The organism is Aeromicrobium endophyticum, from assembly GCF_003586285.1.
Lineage (GTDB): Bacteria > Actinomycetota > Actinomycetes > Propionibacteriales > Nocardioidaceae > Aeromicrobium > Aeromicrobium endophyticum.
In genome coordinates this window covers 1,163,153-1,184,729 of record NZ_QUBR01000001.1, presented here as the reverse complement: position 1 = coordinate 1,184,729, position 21,577 = coordinate 1,163,153, and the positions used below count along the sequence as shown (strand labels likewise).

The window sequence follows — 21,577 nt, the reverse complement described above, 5'->3', positions numbered from 1 at the left end:
GGACGGCGGTCCGGAACGCGTCCCAGGGACCTCAGCGGTCGATCATCTTCTGCATGGCCTCGGGGTAGCGGTCGCCCTGCACCTGGAAGCTGCTGGACGCCTCGTCGAGCTCGGTCAGGTCGTCAGGCGTCAGCTCGACGTCGGCGGCGCCGAGGTTTTCCTCGAGACGGGACAGGCGGCGGGTGCCGGGGATCGGGACGATCCAGGGCTGCTGCGCGAGCAGCCAGGCGAGCGCGACCTGCCCGACCGTGGCGTCCCGGCGGTCGGCGACGGCGGTGATGCGGTCGACGAGGGCGAGGTTGGCCTGGAGGGCGTCGGCCTCGAAGCGGGGCAGGGTCGCGCGGATGTCGCCCTCGCCGAACGTGGAGTCGGCGGTGACCTGTCCGGTCAGGAACCCTCGCCCGAGCGGGCTGAAGGGGACCAAACCGATGCCGAGCTCGGCCAGGACGGGCAGGATCTCGTCCTCGGGCTCTCGCCAGAACAGCGAGTACTCGCTCTGCAGGGCGGTGACGGGGTGCACGGCGTGGGCGCGGCGGATCGTGCCGGCGCCGGCCTCGGACAGACCGAAGTGCTTGACCTTGCCGGCCTCGACCAGCTCCTTGACGGTGCCGGCGACGTCCTCGATGGGGACGTCGGGGTCGACGCGGTGCTGGTACAGCAGGTCGATCGAGTCGATGCCGAGCCGGCGCAGGGATCCCTCGACGGCGGCGCGGATGCTGTCGGGGCGGCTGCTGACGCCGGTCTGCTGGTCGTCGGCGTCGAAGGCGAAGCCGAACTTGGTGGCGATGACGACGTCGTCGCGGACGGGCGCCAGGGCCTCGCCGACGAGCTCCTCGTTGTGGAACGGGCCGTAGACCTCGGCGGTGTCGAAGAACGTGACGCCGCGGTCGACGGCGTCGCGGATGAACGTGATCATCTCGTCGCGCGGTGGTCGGGCGCCGAAGCTCTGGCTCATGCCCATGCAGCCGAGGCCGAGAGGAGAGACCGCGAGGCCGCTGGAACCGAGGGTGCGAGTGGTCATGGGTGTTCTCCTGTCATCGGGGTGCCGAGCGGCCGAAACGCGTCCATCGGGGAAGATCCGGGTCACCTGGTGACCTGGACCTTCCCCGATCCGTCCCGCGTGGGGGAGTGCGTCAGCTGAAGTCGAGCACGATGCGGCCACGCACGCCGCCGCCGGCCAGCAGCTTGTGCGCCTGCGCCGCCTGGTCGGCCGGGAAGGTCGTGGCCACTCGCAACGTCAACGTGCCGTCCTCCGCCTGCTGACGGAGGCGGTCGAGCTTGTCGGTGTGGCCGACGGCGGAGAAGACCCAGATGGGGTGCACCGAGATGTCGCGCTCGGCCGGACCGTCCCATCCGCGGATGGTGGCCAGCGCCCCGCCGTCCTTGATGGCGGCGAGCGTCTTGTCGATCTGGACGGAGCCGTCGGCCAGGCCGTCGACGCCCTCGGGCACGGCGGCGCGGATGTTGGCGGCCACGTCGTCGCCGCGGGGGACGACGATGTCGGCGCCGAGCTCGCGGACGAGGTCCTCCTCGCCCTCCTTGGCGTCGGCGACGACGCGCAGGCCGTCGGCCTTGGCCAGCTGCACGACGTATCCGCCGAACGACCCGGCCGCGCCGGTCACGGCGACGGTGCCTCCGGCCGGGACGGCCAGCTCGTCGAGGGCCAGGCGGGCGGTGAGCGCGTTCATGAGCAGGGTCGATGCCGACGCGTCGTCAGCACCGGCGGGTGCCGGGACGACCTGCTCGACCGGCAGCACGATCTGCTCCTGGTAGGCGCCACGGGTCTCGCTGGTGGGCGCGACGACGGCGATCACGCGGTCGCCGACCGCGAGCCGCTCGACGCCCGGCCCGATCGCGTCGACGACGCCGGCCAGGTCCATGCCGGGGATGTGCGGGCCGGGCGGCACGTCGCCGTCGCGGTAGTAGGCGCCGCGGATCATCGCGGTGTCGGTGGGGTTGACGGTCGCGGCGTGGACGCGGATGCGGATCTGGCCCTCCTGCGGATCCTGCACAGGAAGGTCGAGCACCTCGAGGTTGTCTTCGTCGCCGGGCGTGGTCACTCCGATAGCTCTCATGTCGTGGGCAACCATGCCTGGAGGAGGCCTATTCCGAATGCGGTGGCCGCGGGCGTCATTCGAGGGTCGCGGAGGCGGCGCGCAGGTCGTCCAGCGCCGCGAGAGCGTGCTCGGCGAGACCTGTCTCGTCGCTGCGGTCGCTCTCGGACCACGAGGTGTAGCCCAGCTTGAAGGCCAGGACCCCCAGCTCGCCAGCGAGGTGCGCGGTCGGGGCGGCGATTCCGCGCGCGACGAGGGCGGTGGTCATGGCGCGTGCCATGCCGACGCTCTTGAGGGCGTCGCGCTCCTGCAGCTCGGTGCTGGCGGCGACGGCTGCCTTGAGACGTGGACCGAGCTCGCGGTTGGCCGGACCCATCGCGTCGGACGCTCGCTGGAGGCCCGCCGCGACGGCCTCGAGGGGAGTGCAGTCGTCGGGCGCCTCGGTGACGCCCTCGGCCAGCAGCGCGCTCAGGGTCTCCTGGCCGGCGACGAGCACCTCCCGCTTGTCGGCGAAGTGCCGGAAGAACGTGCTGCGGGTGACGCCGGCCCGGTCGGCGATCTGGGCCACGGTGGTGGCGTCGTAGCCCTGCTCCGTGAACAGGTCGCACGCTGCGACGACGAGGCGCTGCGTCGCGCCGGGTTCCCATCGAGCCATGCGGTCCACCCTACTGATGCGACAGGTGTCGCATCACAATGTATCGTGATGGGACACCTGTCCCATCACTTGTCTGGAGCCTCTCATGCACGTCTTCGTCACGGGCGGAACCGGCACCATCGGTTCGGCGGTCGTCCCCGAGCTGATCTCGGCCGGCCACACCGTCCTCGCCCTGGCACGCTCCGACGCGTCCGCGCACCAGCTGGAGAAGCAGGGAGCGTCCGTGCTGCGCGGCGACCTGTCCGACCTGACCGCGGTGCGGTCGGGGGCAGCGTCGGCCGACGGCGTCATCAGCCTTGCGTTCGGTCGCGACTACGGCACCGCCGAGGCGCTGGCGCGCTCGATCGCCGAGGAAGGGGCGGCGATGGCCGCACTGGGCCAGGAGCTGCTGGGCAGCGACCGTCCTCTGGTGACGGTGTCCGGGACGCCGTGGGTGCCCGGCAGGGCGTCCACGGAGGCCGACCCGGTCCCGACCGACGGTCCTGTGGGCGCACGGGGGCAGGCGGTCAACGCGCTGCTGGCACTGGCGGAACGCGGAGTCCGCGCGACGTCCGTGCGCATGCCTCGCACCGTTCACCAAGACGGCCTCGGAGGATTCGCCGGTCTGCTGACCGACCAGGCGCGGCGCAGCGGGATCGCCGGCTACCCCGGTGACGGGACCCAGCGGTGGCCGGCCGTCCACGCGCTCGACGCGGCCGTGCTGTTCCGCCTGGCCCTGGAGTCGGCGCCGGCCGGCACCGCCTGGCACGCCGTCGCCGACGAGGGTGACGAGGTCCGCGAGATCGCCGCCGTGGTGGGGCGCCGGCTGGGCCTTCCGGTCCAGTCCGTGCCGGAGGACTCGTTCGGGCCGTTCGGCTCCATCTTCGCGATGGACCAGCCCGCCTCGAGCGCCGTCACGCAGGCCACGTTGGGGTGGACGCCGCGGCACCCGGGCCAGCTCGAGGATCTCGAGCGGCTTCAGCCCTGATCCTGCCGGCGCTGGCCGCTGCTAGTGTCCGGCGGGTGCGCGAGATGTATCCGGAGATCGAGCCCCACGAGACCGGCCTGCTCGACGTCGGCGACGGCCAGCAGATCTACTACGAGGTCTCCGGCAACCCCGACGGGAAGCCCGCCGTCTACCTGCACGGCGGGCCCGGCGGAGCGTCGAGCGCCGGCCAGCGTCGGGTGTTCGACCCGGCGAGGTACCGCATCGTGCTGTTCGACCAGCGCGGCTGCGGGCGGAGCCTGCCGCACGCCAGCGCGCCCGAGGCCGACCTGAGCACGAACACGACGTGGCACCTCGTCGCCGACATCGAGGCGCTGCGCTCGCACCTGGGTGTCGACGCGTGGCTCGTGTGCGGCGGCTCGTGGGGGTCCGCCCTGGGTCTGGCGTACGCGCAGAAGCACCCGGACCGCGTGACCGAGCTGGTCCTGCGCGGCATCTTCACCTTGCGGCGCAGCGAGCTCGACTGGTTCTACGAGGGCGGTGCGGCGAACGTCTACCCCGACCTGTGGGAGGGGTACGTCGCGCCCGTGCCCGAGGACCAGCGTGGGCGTCTCGTCGAGGCCTACAGCCGGCTGCTGAACGACCCCGACCCCGCGGTGCACGTCCCGGCCGCCACGGCGTGGGCACGCTGGGAGTCGTCCACGATCACCCTGCTGCCGGACGAGGACCTGATCGGACACTTCACCGAGGATGCGTTCGCGGTGGCCTTCGCCCGCATCGAGAACCACTACTTCATGAACGACGGCTGGTTCACCGACGGCCAGCTGATCGCCGACGCGGCGAGGCTCAAGGACATCCCGGGCGTCATCATCCAGGGCCGCTACGACATGTGCACCCCGGCGCGGACGGCCTGGGACCTGCACCGCGCCTGGCCGGAGGCCGACCTGCAGATCATCCCCACCGCCGGCCACGCGTTCACCGAGCCGGGCATCCTGGACGCGATCGTCGTGGCGACCGACCGGTTCGCGCGCTGACGTCGGGCCGGCGGTCTCGCGGCGCCCGGCTCTGGAGCACGTCCTGTCGTGCTCTGCCGGTGACCTCGACAGTGAGCCGGCAACCTCCGATCCCCGCGAGGACGCGCAGCGTTGAGCCGCCGCCCACGGGGGGTCACTCGGGGCGTGGCTCTCGGGAGGGTCTTTGCGATGCTAGGTTCGCCGCATGACACTCGATCCGGTCGACCGTGGGTCGAGTCGCGGTGCGCAGGGGAGCGTGCGAGATGGCGTCATCTGACCTGGCTGCCGGGAGCGGCGCCCTGAGCGACCGGCTGGTGGACGAGCTGCAGCGACGGATCCTCAACGGCGAGGTGGCGGTCGGGTCGTGGCTGCGTCACGGCGCGATCGCGGAGGAGTTCGGGATCAGCCGCACCCCCGTGCGAGAGGCGCTCCGGGTGCTTCAGGCACAGGGGATCGTGACCATCGTCCAGAATCGCGGAGCACGGGTCAACGGCCACTCGGGACGCGACATCCGCGAGCTGGGAGAGGTACGCGCCGAGCTCGAGGGGCTCGCGGCCGAGCTCGCAGCCGAGCGGATCAGCGACGAGCAGCTCGAGCGCATGCACACCGCCTGGAAGGGTTTCGCCGAGACGATCGCGGAGCTCTCGACGTCGCGCCGCGAACCGTCGGAGGAGGCCAACCGCGTCTGGGCCGAGGCCAACGAGGCGTTCCACGGCGTGATCCTCGAGGCCTCCGGCAACCGTCAGCTGCTGCTGAGCATCAACGACGTGAGTCGCCGGCTGCCACGCAACTCGTCGTTCCCTGCATACGCGAAGAGCTCGAGGCTCCTGCAGCAGAACGTCGACGAGCACCTGGCGGTCGCCGACGCGATCGTCGCGCGCGACGGGCCCGGCGCCCGCGCAGCCATGGCGCAGCACATCCGGTCGTCGTCGGAGTCCATGGCCCGGTGGGCCGAGGACAACGCGCGCCTGCGCGAGGACTGACGCGACAGAGTTGCATCCAATTTAGATGTTTTGCATACTGACGGGTCATGACCCCCATCGCGCCAACCACGCGCTTCGTCCCTCCGCCGGCCTCGGTCACCCGTCCGACCTTGACGGGCTCGTTCGGGATGACGGCATCGACGCACTGGCTCGCCACGGGCGCGGCCCAATCGGTGCTGGAGCGCGGGGGAAACGCCTTCGACGCGGCCGTCGCGGCTGGCTTCGTGCTGCACATCGTGGAGCCGCACCTGAACGGTGCGGGCGGGGACATGGTGGCCCTCGTCGCTCCCGCCAGTCGTCGGCCCGAGGTCGTGGTGGGCCAGGGGCCGGCACCGGCCGGCGCCAGCGCTGACCACTTCGCCGGCCAAGGACTCGACCACGTGCCGGGTGCCGGGGCACTGGCCGCGGCCGTCCCGGGGGCGGTGGAGGCCTGGCTGTGGATGCTGGAGGAGCACGGCTCGTGGGAGGTCGCAGACGTGCTCGCGTACGCCCTGCACTACGCCGAGACCGGCCACGAGGCCGGCCGGCAGTTGTGTGGCGTCATCTCGACGATGGCCTCTCACTTCCGCGACCACTGGCCCACCTCGGCCGACCTGTGGCTGCGGGACGGCGCCGCACCCGAACCCGGTCAGGTCGTGACGAACCACGCCTACGCGCGGACCTTGCGGCGACTGCTCGAGCACGCGGTCGGGCAGACGCGGGAGCATCGCGTCGCCGCCGTCGGCGAGGCCTGGCGGACGGGCTTCGTGGCCGAGGAGGTGTCGTCCTTCGTGCGAACACCCCACCGCCACTCCAGCGGGACCGACCACGCCGGAGTGATCGGCGCCGAGGACTTCGCCCGCTTCTCGATCACGACCGAGGAGCCTGTGGCCCTGCCGTTCCGCGGGCGGACGGTGCTCAAGAGCTCGTTCTGGGGCCAGGGTCCGGTGCTGCTCCAGACGCTCGCGATCCTCGACCACCTCGACGACGACCAGGTCGATCCATCGACCGCCACGGGCGCGCACTGCGTGATCGAGGCCCTCAAGCTCGCGATGGCCGACCGGGACGCCTACTACGGCGACGGGCACGACCCGGCCGTCCTCGCGCAGCTGCTGTCGCCGCAGTACGCCGCGGAGAGGGCCCGGCTCATCGGCGACACGGCCTCGCTCGAGCTCAGACCCGGGACCGTCGAGGGCCTGGTTCCGTACCGTCCTCCGTTCGAGCTCGCGGCCGAGTCGTCGACCGTCGTGGGTGCCGGTGAGCCGACGGTTCGACCGACGGGGGAGACGCGAGGCGACACGTGCCACGTCGACGTGGTCGACCGGTGGGGCAACATGGTGTCGGCCACCCCGTCCGGCGGATGGCTGCAGTCGTCCCCGGCGGTCCCCAGCCTCGGGTTCGCGCTCGGCACCCGGCTGCAGATGACCTGGTTGGACCCGTCGAGCCCGTCCGCCCTGCGGCCTGGCACCCGCCCGCGGACGACGTTGAGCCCGACCATGCTGCTCGATCGCGACGGCGTCGCCACCGCGGCTCTCGGCACGCCCGGCGGCGACCAGCAGGACCAGTGGCAGCTCCTCTACCTCCTGCGCGTGCTCGTGGGCGGCTACTCCCCGCAGGAGGCCATCGACGCTCCGATGTTCCACACGACGTCGATCACCGGCTCGTTCTGGCCCCGCACCTGGGCACCGGGCGGCGTGGTCGTGGAGGACCGGATCGGCGAGGACGTGATCGAAGGTCTGCGAGCACGCGGGCACGTCGTGACGGTGTCGGGCGGGTGGTCGCTCGGTCGTCTCTCGACGGTCACCCGCGAGCCCGGGACGGGACGGCTCGGTGCTGCTGCGAACTCGCGGGGCGCGCAGGGCTACGCGGCCGGCCGATGAGTCGGCGCGTCGCAGTGAGGTCGCGCCGTTGGACCCCGGAGCAGGTGCGGCTGGGCTGCATGCTGCTGTTGACGTTCTCGACGGGGGTCGCGGACGCTGTGGGGTACCTCGGCCTGGACCGGGTGTTCACGGGGAACATGACCGGCAACGTCGTGATCCTCGGGATGGCCGTGAGTGGAGCGGAGGACCTCCCGGTGGTGGGTCCGTCGATCGCCCTCCTGGCCTTCCTGACAGGAGCGGCTCTCGGGGGGCGCGCGCTGCGGACCAGTGGCACGGGATGGTCCGGGACGACCACGTGGCTCCTGCTGGTGGTGGCCACCGCGTTCGCGGGCTGCGGAGCGTTCCTGGCCGTCGGCCAGGCGCCCCCCGGCAGCACCGCAGGCTTCGTCGTCACCGGGATCGTCGCCATGGGCATGGGAGTGCAGGCGGCCGCAGCGCGAGCCGTCGGGGTCAAGGACGTCACGACCGTGGTCGTGACCTCGACGCTGACGGGCCTCGCGGCGGACTCGCGGCTGGCCGGTGGGGCCGGACAGCAGTGGGCCCGGCGGGCGGGCGCCGTGGTCCTGATCGGCGCAGGGGCGTGTGCCGGCGCGCTGCTGCTGCGGGTCGACCTGTCGGCCGGCATGGCGGCGTCGGCAGTCCTGACCGTCGTCGTGGCGATCTGGGGCCACGCCAGGGGACGGGTCGGCCAGGTCGTCGCAGCTAGTCCGTCGTGAGCTCGCCGACTCCGTGGGCCCTCGAGTGGTCGTCGAGGTCGTCCGTCCAGGCGGGCGTCGGCGCGCGGGTGCTGCGATGCGCGATCACGCCCGCTCGCCTCCAGTGCTCCTTGCGGATCGCGATGCTCTGACCCGGCTGGGTCTCGTAGGTGATCAGGGCCGCTCGGGTTCCGATCAGGCGAGCCGCCTCCGCGTGTCGTCCGAGCCGGGCGGCGTCGAGCGCGGCGACCACCGTCGCCGCAGGCGTGACGCCCACGGCGACGGACGTCGCACCACTGACGACGTCGTCGACGAGCCCGATGCCGCCGAACCCGCTGATGCACGGCACGCCGGTGAGGTCGCGAAGCCGGGCGACGCGGACGAACGTCGGCGGCGACTCGCACTTGACGCCCGCCACGAAGTCGAGGCCATCGACCGCACATGCGAGGTCGTCGACGGCGATCTGCACGCCCGTGGCCCGCGGCAGGTCCTGGACGACGACCTGGCAGCCGGTCGCGTCGTGGACAGCGCGCAGGTGGGCGCGCAGGACATCGGCGTCGGGGTCGGTCACCGGCACCATCAGACCGGCCACCCCGGCTCCGAGCGAGCGGGTCAGGATCTCGGCCTCCTGCACGGCAGCCCCGGTGTCGAGCTCCATCACCGTCGCCACGACCGGGCTGGACGGTGCCGCGTCGGCGACCGTGGCCAGGCAGGTGAGGCGCTCTTGCAGCGAGAGCGTGGCCGGCTCGGCGATGACGCCGAGGGCCAGGAAGCCGGTGCATCCCTGCTCGGTCGCATGCCTCGCGAAGCGAGCCAGCGAGTCGGTGTCGACCCTCGAGCCGTCGGAGGTGAAGGGCGTGGGCGTCATCGCCCACGCCGCGACCTCACCGAGCGGCCGGCGCGGGACGGTCTGGGTGCGTCCCTCGGCCCGCGGCCCGGTCACGTCGCTGCCGGCGTCGATCGGCCGAAACCTGCCTCTGCGGTCAACCGGTCGAGCAGCGGCTGGGTCCGGAAGGGCAGCGGGGTGGAGACGATCATCGTGGTCACGGTGTGACGCACGCCGTCGATCTGGATCATCTGGTTCACCACCTCCTGCAGCTCACGATGGGTGGGCGCGGCGACACGGGCCAACAGGTCCTCGCGCCCGGCCTGGGTGTTGATCTCGAGCACGTGGGCGAGCTCGCTCAGCGACGCCACGACGTCCGCCATCTGGCGCTGGTCGAGCTCGAGCGCGACGAACGCCTGCACGGGGATCCCCACCGCTTCGAGGTCGACCAACGGCATGAAGCCGCTCAGCACGCCGGTCTGCTCGAGGCGCCGGATGCGGGACATGACGGTGTTGCGAGCGACGCCGAGCGAGCTCGCGAGGTCGGCCACGGCGGCTCGCGCGTTGTCGGTGAGCCGCCCGAGGATCTGCGAGTCGAGCCGGTCGATCCTGAGCACTGTGCCACCTCGGGGTCGTACGCGGTGCCGTGGACGGACCGTCCAGGCCTGTTGTGGATCACAGTATTGACCGAAACTGAGTGATCGGTCAATGTTAGCGAGTCAAACATGTCACTTGTTGCCTGTTCACATGAGCAGATCGTCGTGGGAGGCATCATCAGCGCCGGGCAGCCGACCGACAGCCCCAGCATCTTCGAGCTCGGCGGGGAGATCGTGCTGGACTCGCACGAGTCCGTCCGCCTCCACCACACGAGAGGACGGGACTCACGGCGGATCGCCGTCCACGACACGCGGCTGGGTCCGGCGCTCGGCGGCACGCGCTTCTACCCGTACGCGAACGACCCGCTCCGCCTCCTCGAACCCGACGGCGTGCTCGCCGAGGACGCCGAGGCGCGTGCCAGATGAGGGAGATCAACCTCGGCATCGCGGCAGCGTCGGGTGCATCCCGTCGAAGGCGCTGCTGCGCAACGCCGAGATCGCCAGCACCTACCGGCACCACGCGGCCGACTTCGGCATCGTCGGCGACGTCACCTTCGACTGCTGGGTCGCGCACCGCCGCAGCCGCACCGTGGCCGAGGGTCGCGTCAAGGGCGTCCACTTCCTAATGAAGGAGAACGGCATCACCGAGATCGAGGAACGAGGTGTGCTGACCGGGCCGAACAGCATGGACGTCCGACTCGACGGCGGAGCGGTCGAGCAGGTGACCTTCACCCGTGTCGTCACGTACGAGGAGCAGATCCTCGATGCTGGTCATCGGAGCCGGCGCGATCGGCATGGAGCTCGGCTACGTCGCACGCGCCTACGGTGTGGACGTCACGATCGTGGAGCACCTCGACCGTGCGCTGCCGAACGAGGACCCGACGATCTCGCGAGAGATCGCCAAGGCCTCCAAGAAGCTGGGCATCGGGATCCTGACCTCCACGACGGTCGAGTCCGGTCGCCGTGATCGGTCACGGACTCGACCGTCGTGGAGGGGATCGGCCTGGAGTCCGCAGGGGTAGAGCTGGACGAGCGGGGCGCGATCGCGATCGACGACCGGATGCGGACGAGCGTCCCGCACATCTACGCGATCGTCGACGTGACGATGAAGCTGCAGCTGGCCCACGTCGCCGAGGCGCAGGGCGTCGTCGCGGCCGAGACGATCGGCGGCGCGCAGACCATGGAGCTGGGCGACTACCGGATGATGCCTCGCGCGACCTTCACGCAACCGCAGGCGGCCAGCTTCGGCCTGACGCAGGCCGAGGCCGAGGCGGAAGGGCGATCGGTCACCGCGGTCACGTTGCCGTTCCCGGCGAACGGCAAGGCGCACGGTCTCGGCGAGCCGACCGGCTTCGTCACGACCGTCGCCGGCGCAGAGCACGGCGAGCCGCTGGGCGAGCACCTGATCGGTCCGGACGTGTCCCACTTCTGCCCGAGCTGACGCTCGCCCAGAAGTGGGACCTCGGGGCGTTCGAGCTCTCGCGCAACGTGCACACGCACCCGGCTCTCAACGAGGCGCTCCAGGAGACGTTCCACGGTCTCGTCGGGCTCATGATCAACCTGTGACTCCCCGGGCGCGAGGAGGCGGGCGTCAGGCGGGGCGCGATCGCTGCGCCACGTAGGCGTCGACAGCGAGCACGATCTCTCGCGCGTAGAGATCGGGGTCGGGGAACCCGGCATAGGGCACCTCGCCGTCCGGCACGTTGCCCATCGAGATGACCCGCATCAGCAGGCTCTGCATGATCATGTCGTACGCCACGTCCACCCCGGTCTGGTCGGTGACGCCGTGATCGAGGAGCCGCTCCTGCAGCAGTCCCTTGACGCGCTGGTGGAACGCGAATCCGCGGGCCTTCATGGCGGCGTCCTGGGCGCTGTGGATGAAGATGAAGGCGTACAACCCGCTGGACTCGGCGAAGGCGTTGGAGACGACGTGGGTGAAGGCGCCGAGCAAGGCTCTCGAACCGGGGTCGGCGGCGTCGAGCTGTCGCTGCACGTCGGTCTCCAGACCCGTCAGCACCTCGTCCTTGACGGCCCGCAGGAGTGCCTCCTTGTTGGGGTAGCGGCCGTAGACGCCGCCGATGGAGATGCCGGCGGCGTCGGAGACGGCGGACATCGTGAAGTCGTGGATGCCCTGACGCGTGATGACCTGCACGGCCGCCCGGAGGATCTGCTCGGCGGAGCGACGGCTCCTGGCTTGGAGGTGCTCGATGGTGTCGGCGCTCATCAGGTGACCATGGTAGGCGCGTCCCATGCCTGGCGGAGGAACTGCACGCAGCGCCCGACGACCGGGTCGCGGAAGAACTCCTGGGTTCCGTGGTCGGCACCGGGGATCTCGAGGTAGGTGCTGGTGCCTCCGGCAGCGACGAGGCCGTCGTGCAGGCGCCTGGACTGCCCGGGACCGACGCGTTGGTCCGCATCGCCGTGCACCAGGAGGAACGGGGGTGGGACGGACTTCGCGAGTCCGAGGTGGGAGGTCACGGAAGGCGGGACGGTCGAGGACCCGACGAATCGGTCCATGATCGCGCCAAGCTCGGTGGCCTGGGTCTCGGAACCGGGGATGGCGTCCTGCGCCAGGGAGCGCAGGTCGCTGACGCCGTAGTGGCCGATCGCCGCCGAGACGTGCGAGGACGCCTGGCTCGAGCCGACGCGCCGGCCGAGTGGACGGTCGTCGCTGACGGCGGCGATGCCGGAGAGCAGGGCTCCCGCCGAGCTGCCCCACAGCGCCAGGCGCCCGGGGTCGATGCCCCACTCGTCGGCGTGGTCCCGCACCCAGCGCACTGCTGCGCGGACGTCCTCGACGGGTTCGGGGAACGACACCTCGCCGGTCAGTCGGTAGGACACCGACACCACGGCGATGCCGTGGAGCGGTAGCGACGTCCACGGACCCATGGCGGGGATGCCTCCTATGAAGCTTCCGCCGTGGACGTAGATCACTGCGGGCGCCCGAGTGGTGGTGGCGGTGGGGAGGTGGACGTCGAGGCGCAGCGGTCGCCACCCCATCACCTGCGCGTAGATCAGCCCGAGATGGCTCGCGGCGCCCGGCACGACCGAGGTCGCGGGCGGACGCAGCAGCGCTGCAGGGGCCACGTCCTCGTACGGGATGGGCGGCATGAGCTCGTCCAGGTGTCGGTCCACGGCGGGTGTCCTCGAGAAGATGAAGTGGTCAGGGTGGGTGGGGCGGCACGCGGGTGCCGCCCCACCCCGTCTCACAGGTGTGCGTCGAGGTCGGCGTCGCCGACCCGCCGGAAGGCGAGGGCTCCGTAGATCGCCGCGGCGACAGGGATCAGGGGCATCAGGGCGATCACGAGCTCCGTGCTGCCGGTGACCTCCTGGTAGTTGGCGATGATGATCCCGCAGATCGCGACGAGGCTGACGCCCGCGACCCCGGGCGCGACCATCGTGGCCCAGCGGCTCTCCGGCAGCCGTCCCGCCACGGCAGCCACGACGATGCTGGCGCAGCAGCCGATCATGAGGGCGGTCAGCGACAGGCTGGTGATGCCCGAGACGGCGGGGAACAGGTTGATGATCGGATCGGCCTTCGTGATGACGAACGGAGCGAGGATCAGGACGGAGATCCCGATCTGCACGGCGCTGCCGACCGACGGCGTCCCCAGGTGGGGGTGCGTGTGCGCGAGCCGCACCGGCAGCAGTCGCGCTCGTCCGAGGGCGTAGTGGTAGCGAGTCGCCATGTTGTGGAACGCGATCCCCGCGGCGAGGAAGCTGATCGTGACGAGCGTCGAGAGCACGCCTCCCGACCATCCGCCGAGATACGTGTCTGCCGTGCGGAACACGAGCGAGCCCGGGTCGCTCGCCGCCTCGGCCTGGACGTCGGGGAACGCCGCAGTGATGGACCAGGTGGAGAAGACGAACACCGCCACCAGGAGCGCCAGCGACGTGTAGGTCGCGACCTTGATGCTGCGCCGAGCGGCCTTGGCCTCCTCCCCGTAGATGGCAGTGGCCTCGAAGCCGACGAACGACAAGATGCAGAAGACGAGGGTCATCGCGACATTGCCCTCGAACATCTGGCCCGGCGTGAACACGCCGAGCGACCAGCCTCCGGGTCGCTGCCAGAGGATGGCGACCCCGAGCGCGATGATCACGGCGAACTGGAGCAAGGAGATGCCGGTCGTGAACCGCTGCGTGATCTCGACCCCTCGACGGCCCAGGTACGCGGTGAGCGCCAGCGCCACGACGCCGTACGCGTACCACGGCGCGTCGAGACCCAGCTCGGACTCGACGGTCGCCGCGGCGAAGTAACCGGTGGCGGCGATCATCCCTCCGGCAGCGAGGTTGTAGGCGACGGTGGCGACGAAAGCCGCTCCGGCGCCGGCGGTCTTGCCGAGGCCGAACCCGATGAACGCGTAGTAGGCGCCGGCGTTGGTCACGTGGCGGCTCAGCACCACGTACGCCACGGCGAAGATGCCCAGCAGGGCCGCGACGACGATGAGCAGACCGACGGTCCCGCCGCCGACACCGAACGCGAGGCTGAGGGACAGGTTGGACGCCATGGCGGTGAGTGGCGCTGCGGCGGCCACGACCATGAAGGTCAGGCCGAACGCACCGATGGTGTCGCGCTTCAAGCGGCCGCCGGACAGCTCGTCGTGTGTCTCCGTCGTCATGTCACTGCCTCGCCGCTGGGGCTAGGTCGCGCGGGCGACGCCGCCGGTCGAGGGATGTCGATGGTCATGGTCCACCTCTGGGATCGTCGTATAGCCTAATGCGAATACGAATTCGGGTTCTGAGAGTTGCATCCAATATGTTCGGCGTCAAGGGCTCGACGTGATCTGTCACACGTCCGTAACCCCGCCGCTCTCCAGACACGTAAATGCAATAGTTGACATATCGCATCCCAAATGTGCAGTCTGGGCGCGGTCCGCCGAGCGCGGAACACCTACAGCGAAGGGTTCATCGATGGACGTCGTCATCTCCGGAGCATCCGTGGCAGGCCTGACCACGGCGCACCTGCTGGCTTCCGCAGGTCATGCCGTGACCGTCGTGGAGCGTGCCCAGGCACCTCGTCAGGGCGGGGTCGCCGTCGACGTGCGGGGAGCGGCCGTCGACGTCGCTCGCCGCATGGGCCTGCTCGACGCCATCGCGTCCGCGCGCGTGACCTACGAGGACCGGTTCGACTTCGTGGACCCCGACGGTCGGGTGCAAGCCACGATCCGCCCCAACATCGACCTGTACGACAGTCCTGACGACATCGAGATCTCGCGGGACGCCCTGAGCGACATCTTGCGCGGCTCGGTGCCTGATGCCGTCAGGTTCGTCTACGGCTCGTGGATCGAGCACGTCACGGAGAGCGCCGCGGGTGTCTCGGTGGAGCTCCACGGACGCGGCACGGTGCGAGCCGACCTGGTCGTGGGTGCCGACGGGATGCACTCCAGGGTCCGTCAGCTCGTCTTCGGACCCGAGGAGCAGTACCTGCACCACCTCGGGCTGTACGTGGCCGTGCTGCGGCGCACCTCGCAGGGATCGGGCGTCCACGGGTCGGAGGTGTTCAACGTGCCCGGGCGCATGCTGATGCTGCGCGGCGACGGCGCGGACTGCTCGGCACTCCTCGGCTTCAGGTCGGAGAGGATCGACTACGACTACCGTGACGTAGACCAGCACAAGTCGATGGTCGCCGATGCGTTCCGCGACGTGACGGGCTGGAAAGTGCCTGCGGTGCTCGGCGAGGTCGACCGGTCGGACGATCTGTACTTCGACTCGGTGAGCCAGATCCGGATGACGAGCCGGGTGTCCGGCCGGGCCGTCCTGGTCGGCGACGCCGGCTACTGCGCCTCGTTCTTCTCCGGCATGGGCACGAGCCTGGCCATGGTGGGCGCGGCGACGTTGGCTGACGTGCTGGACGAGTGCGACGACGTGCCCTCGGCGTTGAGGATGTACGACGCGCGCATCGCCCCGGTCGTCGAGGCCGCACAGGACCTGGCCGGCGACGGCGCGGCCATCTTGTTCCCGGCCACGCCGGAGGCCATCGCCGCGAGGAACGCTGATCTCGCGGTGACGGCCTCCTCCTGATGCCCGTGCGCGGCAGCCGATGCTCGGCACCGGCCGCCGCGCACGCACGTCACGTCACGTCGCGTCACAGATCCTTCAGGACCACCGTGACGCAGCGGAAGAAGGTGTCGCCGACATTCTCGAGGTCGTGGACGGTGCACTCGTCACCCTGATAGGTGAGGAAGTTGGTGTGGCCGACCTCGACGTCGACGACGCGGCTCGTGCCGTCGTCGTATCGCTGCATGACCCGGCCCGCGTCGGTCACCGTCCAGAAGTAGGTGTGGTCGTGGGTGTGGAACGGCACGCGCTCGCCGGGCTGCAGCGAGAGGTCCCAGATCTGCACGTGCTCGTTCTCGAACCAGACGTCCGTGCCGACCGCGCGGTTGCTCGCGACGACGTCCAGCTCGGCGGCGAAGTCGACGGGGTCGAAGGTCGGACCGGTGCTCGCACCGGTCGTCTGACCCGGTGCCGGTTTCTTCGTCGTGCTGGCCATGATCTTCTCCCCGTGGTCGGTGTGTCTTGGAAGATCAGCATACCAACTGACATGAGTTGCATCCAATATGTGAGGTCGAGCCGGCTCGCAGTGGTGCCTCGTTTGACCGCTCGGGGCTCGGGGTAAGACGGCGGGAGCGTCCGCACGTCGGGACGATCACGATCGCTAGGAGTGACCCATGCCCGCCGGAACGTCCCACGCCGCGCAGGACGACGATCCGTGCACCACCGTCCAGCTGCCGTTCGACCTCAGCAGCGCGCGGACGGCGCGCCAGATGTTCGCCAGCGAGCTGCTCGAGCACGGTCTGACGCGCGGCGTCGTCGACGACGCGACCCTGGTGCTGTCCGAGCTGGTCGCCAACAGCCTCGAGCACGGCGCACCGAACTCGCGAGGACTGCTGGACGTGTCGTGGTGCGTCGACGACGAGCGCCTGCGCATCAGCGTCCACGACGGCGGACCCCGCACGCTGCTGAGCCCCCAGGAGTTCAGCGACGTCAACCTGAGGGGGCGCGGGCTCATCATCGTCGACCACCTGTGCGACTCCTGGTACGTCGACCACGACGAGGGCCTGCGGGTCACCGCCGAGCTGCACTACGGCGTCGAGGCCAAGGTCTCACAGCACGCGTGACCCGAACGGGCTGTCGGCGGAGCCGGTGCCGCGTGATGGGATCGACTCATGACGCACGAGCAGCTGGTCGGCGAGTACCTCGAAGCCCTGGCGCAGGGCAGCACCGAACGGGTGCTGGCGCTGTTCTCGCCGTCCGGGAGGGTCGACTCACCGCTCTACGGGACGCTGCCGGCTGCCGAGTTCTACCCGGCCCTGTTCGCCGACACCGGGCAGTCGCGGCTGACGTTGCGCACGACGATGGCGGGGCAGCTGGACGGGCTGCCGGTCGTCAGCTTCTGGTTCGACTTCGACTGGACGCTCGCGAGCGGGGAGCCGGCGCCGTTCACGGTGGTCGACGTCGCCGAGCTGGACTCCGCCGGGCTCATCACGACGCTGCACATCGTCTACGACACCGCACCCATCCGCGCGGCGTTCGAGCGCCAGCAGTCGGCCTGATCGTCGTGGCTCGCCATCGCAGCGAGACGGGTCTCAGGCCCGTCGAGCCCGCCGACGTGGCGGACGTGCGGGAGTTCCTGCAGCGCGTCGACCTGACGCTCGCCGGCCTCGACGCGCCCGCGGTTCGGCTGTGGGCCGAGCGGGACGACCGCAACGAGATCGTCGGCAGCACGGGCTTCGAGCTGAGCGCCGACGGCGAGCACGCGCTGATCCGCAGCGTGGCAGTGGCACCGGGGCGTCGAGCGGTCGGCGCCGGGACCAGACTCGCGCAGCTGGCGCTGGACGAAGCGCGCGCTGCGGGCGTGCGTCGCGCCTGGCTGTTCTCGCGCCGGTCCGGTCCGTTCTGGCAGAAGCTCGGGTTCACCTCCGCCGACCGGGACGAGCTCGCGGCCGCGTTGCCCGACGCGCACCAGGTGGTCCTCTTCCGGCAGACCGGTCAGCTCGAGCGAGAGGTCGCCTGGTCGCGGGCTCTGTGAGCCCGGGGGCATCGTGGTCACAGGACGTCAGCGCGGGGCTCGCGGGTAGCCTCCGTGGGACGATCGGGATCGTGACGACGCAGCCCGGGTACGACGCGCTCGCCGAGGCCTACGAGGAGGCGTTCCCCGACGGCTACGCCTCGTCCCTCGAACGCCGTGCCGTCGCGCTGCTGGCCGACGAGATCTCGGCCTCGGGGCTCGCGGGACCGGTCGTCGACGTCGGCTGCGGCACCGGGCACGTCACCGCCGACCTCGCCGCAGCTGGCCTGGACGTCGTGGGGGTCGACCCGTCGAGCGGGATGCTCGAGATCGCTCGGCGCAGCCATCCGGACATCCGGTTCGTGGCCGCCGACGCGGCCCTCGACGGTCTCGACGACGACCGGACGCTGGTGGGTCTGCTGGCTCGCTTCAGCCTCATCCACGTGCCGCCGGACGACGTACCCGAGGTGGTGCTGGGCTGGGCTCGGCGGCTGCAGCCCGGGGCCCGTGTCGTGGTCGCGTTCCAGTGCGCCGACGACCCGGGGGACCGGGTCATCGAGTTCGACCACCGGGTCGCCCGCGCCTGGCGGTGGCACGCCGACGCCATGGCAGACGTGCTGGCGGCGGCCGGGATCGTCGAGCGGTGGCGCCTGGTGGCGCAGCCCGACGACGTCCACCGGTTCGCGGAGTGCCACCTGGGGCTGCAGGTTCAGGCAGCCGTGCAACCTCGGCGGGGTCCGCATCCGTCATAGGGGCATGACAGCGGAGGAAAGCCCATGAGATCCGAGAAGGACGACGCGTTCCGTGCCTACGTGACGCAGCACCGCGCCGACCTGGTGCGCACCGCCACGCTGCTGCCGGCCGGCGACGCGCTGATGGACGAGCAATCGGTGCACGTCACCGATGCCGCGAAGCCCAGCTTCGGCTGATCGTCCTAGCGTCCGAGGTGACCGTCGAGCCACGCGATGACGTCGGCGGTCACCTCGTCGCGGTTAGTCTCGTTGAGGATCTCGTGGCGTCCCTGCGCGTAGAGCTGCACCGACACGTGGGCGACCCCCGCGTCGCGGTAGCGCGTCGCGAGCAGCTCGATCAGCTCGCCGCCGCCGGCCAGGGGGTCGTCGGTGCCGGACGCGAGCAGGATCGGCAGCTCCGACCGGATGGCCGAGAGCGCGGCCGGGTCGGCGAGGCGCTCGGTGCCGGCGAACAGCGCCGGCAGGGTCTCGGCCGGCAGGTCGAAGCCGCACAGGGGGTCGGCGACGTAGGCGTCGACCTCGGCCTCGTCGCGCGACAGCCACTCGTAGCCCGTGCGGTTCTCGAAGGGCGCGTTGAACGCGCTGAGGTCGCCGACGGGCCCGTCGCCCATGCCCGCGGCAAGAACGTCGAGCGCGGTCGAGCCCGACAGCACCACCGCGTCGTAGAGGTCGGAGCGCGAGAGGAGCACGTGCTGGGTCGCGAACGACCCCATCGAGTGGCCCAGCAGCGCGAGCGGCAGCTCGGGGTGCTGGGCACGCAGCTGCTCGCCGAGCTGCACCACGTCGGCCTGCAGCCCGGCGAAGCCGGGGGCGCCGAAGTCGCCGGGCGCGGCGTGAATCGAGCGGCCGTGGCCGCGGTGGTCGTTGGCATGGACGTGATAGCCCGCGGCGTTGAGCGCCGTGGCGAACCGGTCGTAGCGCGCCGCGTGCTCGGCCAGGCCGTGCGCGATCTGCACGACGCCGTGGGCGGCCACGCCCTCGGGCAGCGGCCACGCGTAGGTCGCGATGTCGATGCCGTCCTGCTGCGAGCTGAAGGATCCCTCGAGGTAGGTCATGGCCTCAGCCTGCCAGAGGGGGAGCAGCAGGTCAGAGCCTGTTGAGCACCGTGACCATGTCGTCCTCGGTGTCGCTGCCGATCTTCTCGAACACGAGCTTGACGACCGGGGTGGCGAGCTTGGCGGCGCCGCTCATCTCGATGACGGCCTCGTAGGTGATCTCGCTGCCCGAGCCCGACGGCACCACGGTGATGGTGTCGGTGGTGGTCGCGGAGTCGTTCTTGCCCGCGAAGACGACCTTCGAGTCGGTGAGCTCCTCGAGCGTGTACTCCAGCTCGGTCGAGACGCCCGCGATCTTCGAGGTGTTGTGCCACCTGCTGCCGACGGTGAGGGGCCCGTCGTCGATGCGCTGGCACTTCTCGGTGCCCGGGTCCCACTCCTCGGCGTGCGAGAAGTCCTTCAGGTATTCGAGCACCACGGAGGGTGCGGGGTCGACGGTGAACGTCCTGCTGATGGTTGTCATGCAGGAGAGGTACCCAGCGGCGGTGTGCCTCAACCCGGTCCCGCACGCTCGTCACAGAGCGGGTCGCCGTCGCGCTCCGGTCGCCGACGGACGGGCTATCGTCGCGGCATGTCACTCGTGCTGCTCGACTCCGACGGTCCCGTCCGCCTGCTGACCCTCAACGCTCCCGAGCGGCGCAACGCCCTCGACTGGCCGCTGCTCGACGAGCTGGCGGCGGCCGTCGAGGCCGTGGCGGGTGATCCCGACGCCCGAGCCCTCGTCGTCACCGGAGCGGGCAAGGCCTTCTGCGCCGGAGCCAACCTCGCGAACCTCTTCGGCGACCTCGACCGTCCGACCGAGCAGATGCGCGACCACCTGATGAAGGTCTACGCGTCGTTCCTCGGGATCCGCGACCTCGCGATCCCCACGATCGCCGCGGTCGACGGCGCCGCGATCGGTGCGGGGATGAACGTCGCCCTGGCCTGCGACGTGATCGTCGCGGGGCCGCATGCGGGGTTCGGCCCGACGTTCGCCGAGATCGGCCTGCACCCCGGTGGCGGGTGCAGCTGGATGCTGACCGAGCGCATCGGTCGCGGACGGGCGACGGCCGCGCTGTTCTCCGGCGCCGTGATCGGGGCGGACGAGGCAGGGGCGATCGGTCTCGCCGACCGGCTGGCCGACGACGCCGTGGGCACGGCGCTCGAGCTCGCCCGACTCTACGCTGGTCGCGAGCCGCGGCTGATGGCCGACATCAAGGAGTCGGTGCGCATCGCGGCAACGTCCGACCTGGCCACGTCGCTGGAGTTCGAGTCGTGGGCTCAGGCATCGTCGATGCGCAACGAGCGGTTCCGTGCCTTCATGCAGCGCTTCGCCGAGTGACCGTCAGGTTGGTCAGGACAGACCCTTGGCGTACTCGGCCTGGCCGAGGTGCTTGAGGTCGTCGTCGATGACGCTGACGAGGCGGACGGCGAGGGTGACCGGCGGGTCCCATCCCTCGTCGACCACGCGATCGAGGTCGTCGTCGGTCAGACCCGAGACGAACGCCTGGGTCGCGGCCGACACGTCGCGCGCGTAGCCCGCGAGCAGCTCGGAGGTGGCGCGGACGGCCGACACCTCGTCGGGCGTCTGGCCGTACCCGGTCGCGCCCGGCTCGAACGGCAAGTCGAATCGGTCGTGCCACCCGCCCGAGAACCACACCTGCTCGGTGCCCGCGACGTCGGCGACGTGATCGTCCTGCACGCGCAGCAGGTGCCACACGAGCCAGGAGACGGTGTTGGCCCCCGGAGCCACCCGGCGCACCAGATCGGCCGGTGTCATGCCCTCGACGAGGTCGACGACGCCCTCGCCGATGCGGCCGAAGGCGTCGCCGAGTAGATCGGCGGTGCTGCTCACGAACCGGGCCACTCGCCGGTGGCCCGCTCGAACGTGCGGGCGCCCTGGCGCTGGATGACGGTCTTGACCGCCGAGTAGATCGCTCCCTGGATCACCGCGGCGAGCAGGATCTCCTTGAAGTCGTACTCCGACTCGAGCGGCCCCGGCGGGTCGACGCCGTCTCCGGCGCTGACCCGCTTCCAGACCTGCTTGAAGATCAGGCTGGCCACGAGGCCGCCCGCGATCGAGCTGACGATGCCGACCGGTCGGTACAGGATCTTGGCCGAGGTGCTGGGCGCCTTGCCGGGGGCCTTGCTGGCGTTGTGTGCGGGCACGATGG

26 protein-coding genes and 1 pseudogene are annotated in these 21,577 nt (G+C 70.9%); 14 read left to right on the top strand and 13 right to left on the bottom strand.

All coding sequences use genetic code 11. The annotated features are described in order from the left end of the window. Nucleotides 1-31: 31 nt before the first annotated feature. The 3 genes from DX116_RS05780 to DX116_RS05770 form a co-directional block, all read right to left on the bottom strand. Entirely contained in the window at nucleotides 32-1,021 is a 990-nt protein-coding gene (locus tag DX116_RS05780) for an aldo/keto reductase (RefSeq protein ID WP_119703203.1), read from the bottom strand. A gap of 112 nt (nucleotides 1,022-1,133) precedes the next feature. Further along, nucleotides 1,134-2,075, bottom strand: coding sequence for a quinone oxidoreductase family protein (locus tag DX116_RS05775; RefSeq protein ID WP_119703202.1), 942 nt, complete (start codon nucleotides 2,073-2,075; stop codon nucleotides 1,134-1,136). Between the two features lie 55 nt (nucleotides 2,076-2,130). Beyond that, nucleotides 2,131-2,709, bottom strand: coding sequence for a TetR/AcrR family transcriptional regulator (locus DX116_RS05770; protein WP_119704147.1), 579 nt, complete (start codon nucleotides 2,707-2,709; stop codon nucleotides 2,131-2,133). A gap of 85 nt (nucleotides 2,710-2,794) precedes the next feature. Here DX116_RS05770 and DX116_RS05765 point away from each other — a divergent pair, with 85 nt between their 5' ends. The 5 genes from DX116_RS05765 to DX116_RS05745 all read left to right on the top strand — a co-directional run bounded on the left by DX116_RS05765 (nucleotide 2,795) and on the right by DX116_RS05745 (nucleotide 8,205). Then, on the top strand, nucleotides 2,795-3,676 hold the full coding sequence (locus DX116_RS05765; protein WP_119703201.1) for an SDR family oxidoreductase: 882 nt from the start codon (nucleotides 2,795-2,797) through the stop codon (nucleotides 3,674-3,676). Further along, nucleotides 3,676-4,668, top strand: a complete 993-nt coding sequence (pip, locus tag DX116_RS05760) for a prolyl aminopeptidase (RefSeq protein WP_456047849.1) — start codon at nucleotides 3,676-3,678, stop codon at nucleotides 4,666-4,668. The genes DX116_RS05765 and pip overlap by 1 nt, the downstream gene beginning before the upstream one ends. 242 nt (nucleotides 4,669-4,910) lie before the next feature. Then, nucleotides 4,911-5,630 (top strand): GntR family transcriptional regulator, encoded by a 720-nt coding sequence (locus DX116_RS05755; protein ID WP_119703199.1) that lies wholly within the window; start codon nucleotides 4,911-4,913, stop codon nucleotides 5,628-5,630. A 47-nt stretch (nucleotides 5,631-5,677) separates the two neighbouring features. Continuing rightward, complete coding sequence (locus DX116_RS05750) at nucleotides 5,678-7,489, top strand: gamma-glutamyltransferase family protein (RefSeq protein ID WP_233556574.1); 1,812 nt, start codon at nucleotides 5,678-5,680, stop codon at nucleotides 7,487-7,489. Further along, a complete protein-coding gene (locus tag DX116_RS05745) occupies nucleotides 7,486-8,205 on the top strand; it encodes a YoaK family protein (RefSeq protein WP_119703198.1) in 720 nt (239 codons plus the stop codon). Before DX116_RS05750 ends, DX116_RS05745 begins: the two co-directional genes overlap by 4 nt. On the opposite strand, the gene DX116_RS05740 is transcribed toward DX116_RS05745, so the two are convergent. Together DX116_RS05740 and DX116_RS05735 are read right to left on the bottom strand one after the other, a co-directional pair. Further along, entirely contained in the window at nucleotides 8,192-9,127 is a 936-nt protein-coding gene (locus DX116_RS05740) for a dihydrodipicolinate synthase family protein (RefSeq protein ID WP_119703197.1), read from the bottom strand. The genes DX116_RS05745 and DX116_RS05740 overlap by 14 nt on opposite strands. Next, complete coding sequence (locus DX116_RS05735; RefSeq protein WP_119703196.1) at nucleotides 9,124-9,627, bottom strand: Lrp/AsnC family transcriptional regulator; 504 nt, start codon at nucleotides 9,625-9,627, stop codon at nucleotides 9,124-9,126. Before DX116_RS05735 ends, DX116_RS05740 begins: the two co-directional genes overlap by 4 nt. Nucleotides 9,628-9,771: 144 nt before the next feature. Here DX116_RS05735 and DX116_RS05730 point away from each other — a divergent pair, with 144 nt between their 5' ends. Continuing rightward, nucleotides 9,772-10,032 carry a hypothetical protein gene (locus DX116_RS05730; RefSeq protein ID WP_119703195.1) on the top strand — a complete coding sequence of 87 codons (261 nt, stop codon included), beginning with the start codon at nucleotides 9,772-9,774 and terminating at the stop codon, nucleotides 10,030-10,032. Between the two features lie 356 nt (nucleotides 10,033-10,388). Continuing rightward, nucleotides 10,389-11,172 (top strand): annotated as a pseudogene (locus tag DX116_RS20510) (FAD-dependent oxidoreductase); the annotation flags it as partial. A gap of 25 nt (nucleotides 11,173-11,197) precedes the next feature. Here DX116_RS20510 and DX116_RS05720 read toward each other — a convergent pair. From DX116_RS05720 to DX116_RS05710, 3 genes are all read right to left on the bottom strand, one after another. Beyond that, on the bottom strand, nucleotides 11,198-11,830 hold the full coding sequence (locus DX116_RS05720) for a TetR/AcrR family transcriptional regulator (protein WP_158591913.1): 633 nt from the start codon (nucleotides 11,828-11,830) through the stop codon (nucleotides 11,198-11,200). Further along, the gene (locus DX116_RS05715) at nucleotides 11,830-12,741 is read right to left on the bottom strand and encodes an alpha/beta hydrolase (RefSeq protein ID WP_119703193.1); all 912 of its coding nucleotides are present in this window, start codon (nucleotides 12,739-12,741) and stop codon (nucleotides 11,830-11,832) included. Before DX116_RS05715 ends, DX116_RS05720 begins: the two co-directional genes overlap by 1 nt. Before the next feature lie 71 nt (nucleotides 12,742-12,812). Beyond that, nucleotides 12,813-14,225, bottom strand: a complete 1,413-nt coding sequence (locus DX116_RS05710; protein WP_119703192.1) for an APC family permease — start codon at nucleotides 14,223-14,225, stop codon at nucleotides 12,813-12,815. A 292-nt stretch (nucleotides 14,226-14,517) separates the two neighbouring features. On the opposite strand from DX116_RS05710, the gene DX116_RS05705 reads away from it, so the two are divergent. Beyond that, on the top strand, nucleotides 14,518-15,627 hold the full coding sequence (locus tag DX116_RS05705; RefSeq protein ID WP_119703191.1) for an FAD-dependent monooxygenase: 1,110 nt from the start codon (nucleotides 14,518-14,520) through the stop codon (nucleotides 15,625-15,627). A gap of 64 nt (nucleotides 15,628-15,691) precedes the next feature. Here the strand turns inward: DX116_RS05705 and DX116_RS05700 are convergent, their stop codons facing one another. Next, nucleotides 15,692-16,099 (bottom strand): cupin domain-containing protein, encoded by a 408-nt coding sequence (locus DX116_RS05700; protein WP_119703190.1) that lies wholly within the window; start codon nucleotides 16,097-16,099, stop codon nucleotides 15,692-15,694. A 178-nt stretch (nucleotides 16,100-16,277) separates the two neighbouring features. Between DX116_RS05700 and DX116_RS05695 the strand changes: the two genes are divergently transcribed. The 5 genes from DX116_RS05695 (at nucleotide 16,278) to DX116_RS19860 (ending at nucleotide 18,546) form a co-directional block, all read left to right on the top strand. Further along, nucleotides 16,278-16,727, top strand: coding sequence for an ATP-binding protein (locus DX116_RS05695; RefSeq protein ID WP_119703189.1), 450 nt, complete (start codon nucleotides 16,278-16,280; stop codon nucleotides 16,725-16,727). Between the two features lie 48 nt (nucleotides 16,728-16,775). Continuing rightward, complete coding sequence (locus tag DX116_RS20285) at nucleotides 16,776-17,162, top strand: nuclear transport factor 2 family protein (RefSeq protein WP_119703188.1); 387 nt, start codon at nucleotides 16,776-16,778, stop codon at nucleotides 17,160-17,162. 5 nt (nucleotides 17,163-17,167) lie between these two features. Next, entirely contained in the window at nucleotides 17,168-17,638 is a 471-nt protein-coding gene (locus tag DX116_RS20280; RefSeq protein WP_233556573.1) for a GNAT family N-acetyltransferase, read from the top strand. Nucleotides 17,639-17,709: 71 nt separating this feature from the next. After that, entirely contained in the window at nucleotides 17,710-18,369 is a 660-nt protein-coding gene (locus DX116_RS05680; RefSeq protein ID WP_119703187.1) for a class I SAM-dependent DNA methyltransferase, read from the top strand. Nucleotides 18,370-18,393: 24 nt separating this feature from the next. Continuing rightward, nucleotides 18,394-18,546 carry a hypothetical protein gene (locus DX116_RS19860; protein WP_158591912.1) on the top strand — a complete coding sequence of 51 codons (153 nt, stop codon included), beginning with the start codon at nucleotides 18,394-18,396 and terminating at the stop codon, nucleotides 18,544-18,546. 5 nt (nucleotides 18,547-18,551) lie between these two features. Here the strand turns inward: DX116_RS19860 and DX116_RS05675 are convergent, their stop codons facing one another. Both DX116_RS05675 and DX116_RS05670 read right to left on the bottom strand, forming a co-directional pair. After that, complete coding sequence (locus DX116_RS05675) at nucleotides 18,552-19,424, bottom strand: alpha/beta fold hydrolase (RefSeq protein ID WP_119703186.1); 873 nt, start codon at nucleotides 19,422-19,424, stop codon at nucleotides 18,552-18,554. A gap of 31 nt (nucleotides 19,425-19,455) precedes the next feature. Further along, on the bottom strand, nucleotides 19,456-19,887 hold the full coding sequence (locus DX116_RS05670; protein WP_119703185.1) for an SRPBCC family protein: 432 nt from the start codon (nucleotides 19,885-19,887) through the stop codon (nucleotides 19,456-19,458). Between the two features lie 108 nt (nucleotides 19,888-19,995). Here DX116_RS05670 and DX116_RS05665 point away from each other — a divergent pair, with 108 nt between their 5' ends. Beyond that, nucleotides 19,996-20,745: an enoyl-CoA hydratase gene (locus tag DX116_RS05665; protein ID WP_119703184.1), complete on the top strand. Its 750-nt coding sequence runs from the start codon at nucleotides 19,996-19,998 to the stop codon at nucleotides 20,743-20,745. A 12-nt stretch (nucleotides 20,746-20,757) separates the two neighbouring features. Here DX116_RS05665 and DX116_RS05660 read toward each other — a convergent pair whose 3' ends face one another. Then, entirely contained in the window at nucleotides 20,758-21,258 is a 501-nt protein-coding gene (locus DX116_RS05660) for a mycothiol transferase (RefSeq protein ID WP_233556572.1), read from the bottom strand. Then, on the bottom strand, nucleotides 21,255-21,572 hold the full coding sequence (locus DX116_RS05655; protein ID WP_119703183.1) for a DUF4235 domain-containing protein: 318 nt from the start codon (nucleotides 21,570-21,572) through the stop codon (nucleotides 21,255-21,257). The genes DX116_RS05660 and DX116_RS05655 overlap by 4 nt, the downstream gene beginning before the upstream one ends. Nucleotides 21,573-21,577 lie beyond the last annotated feature (5 nt).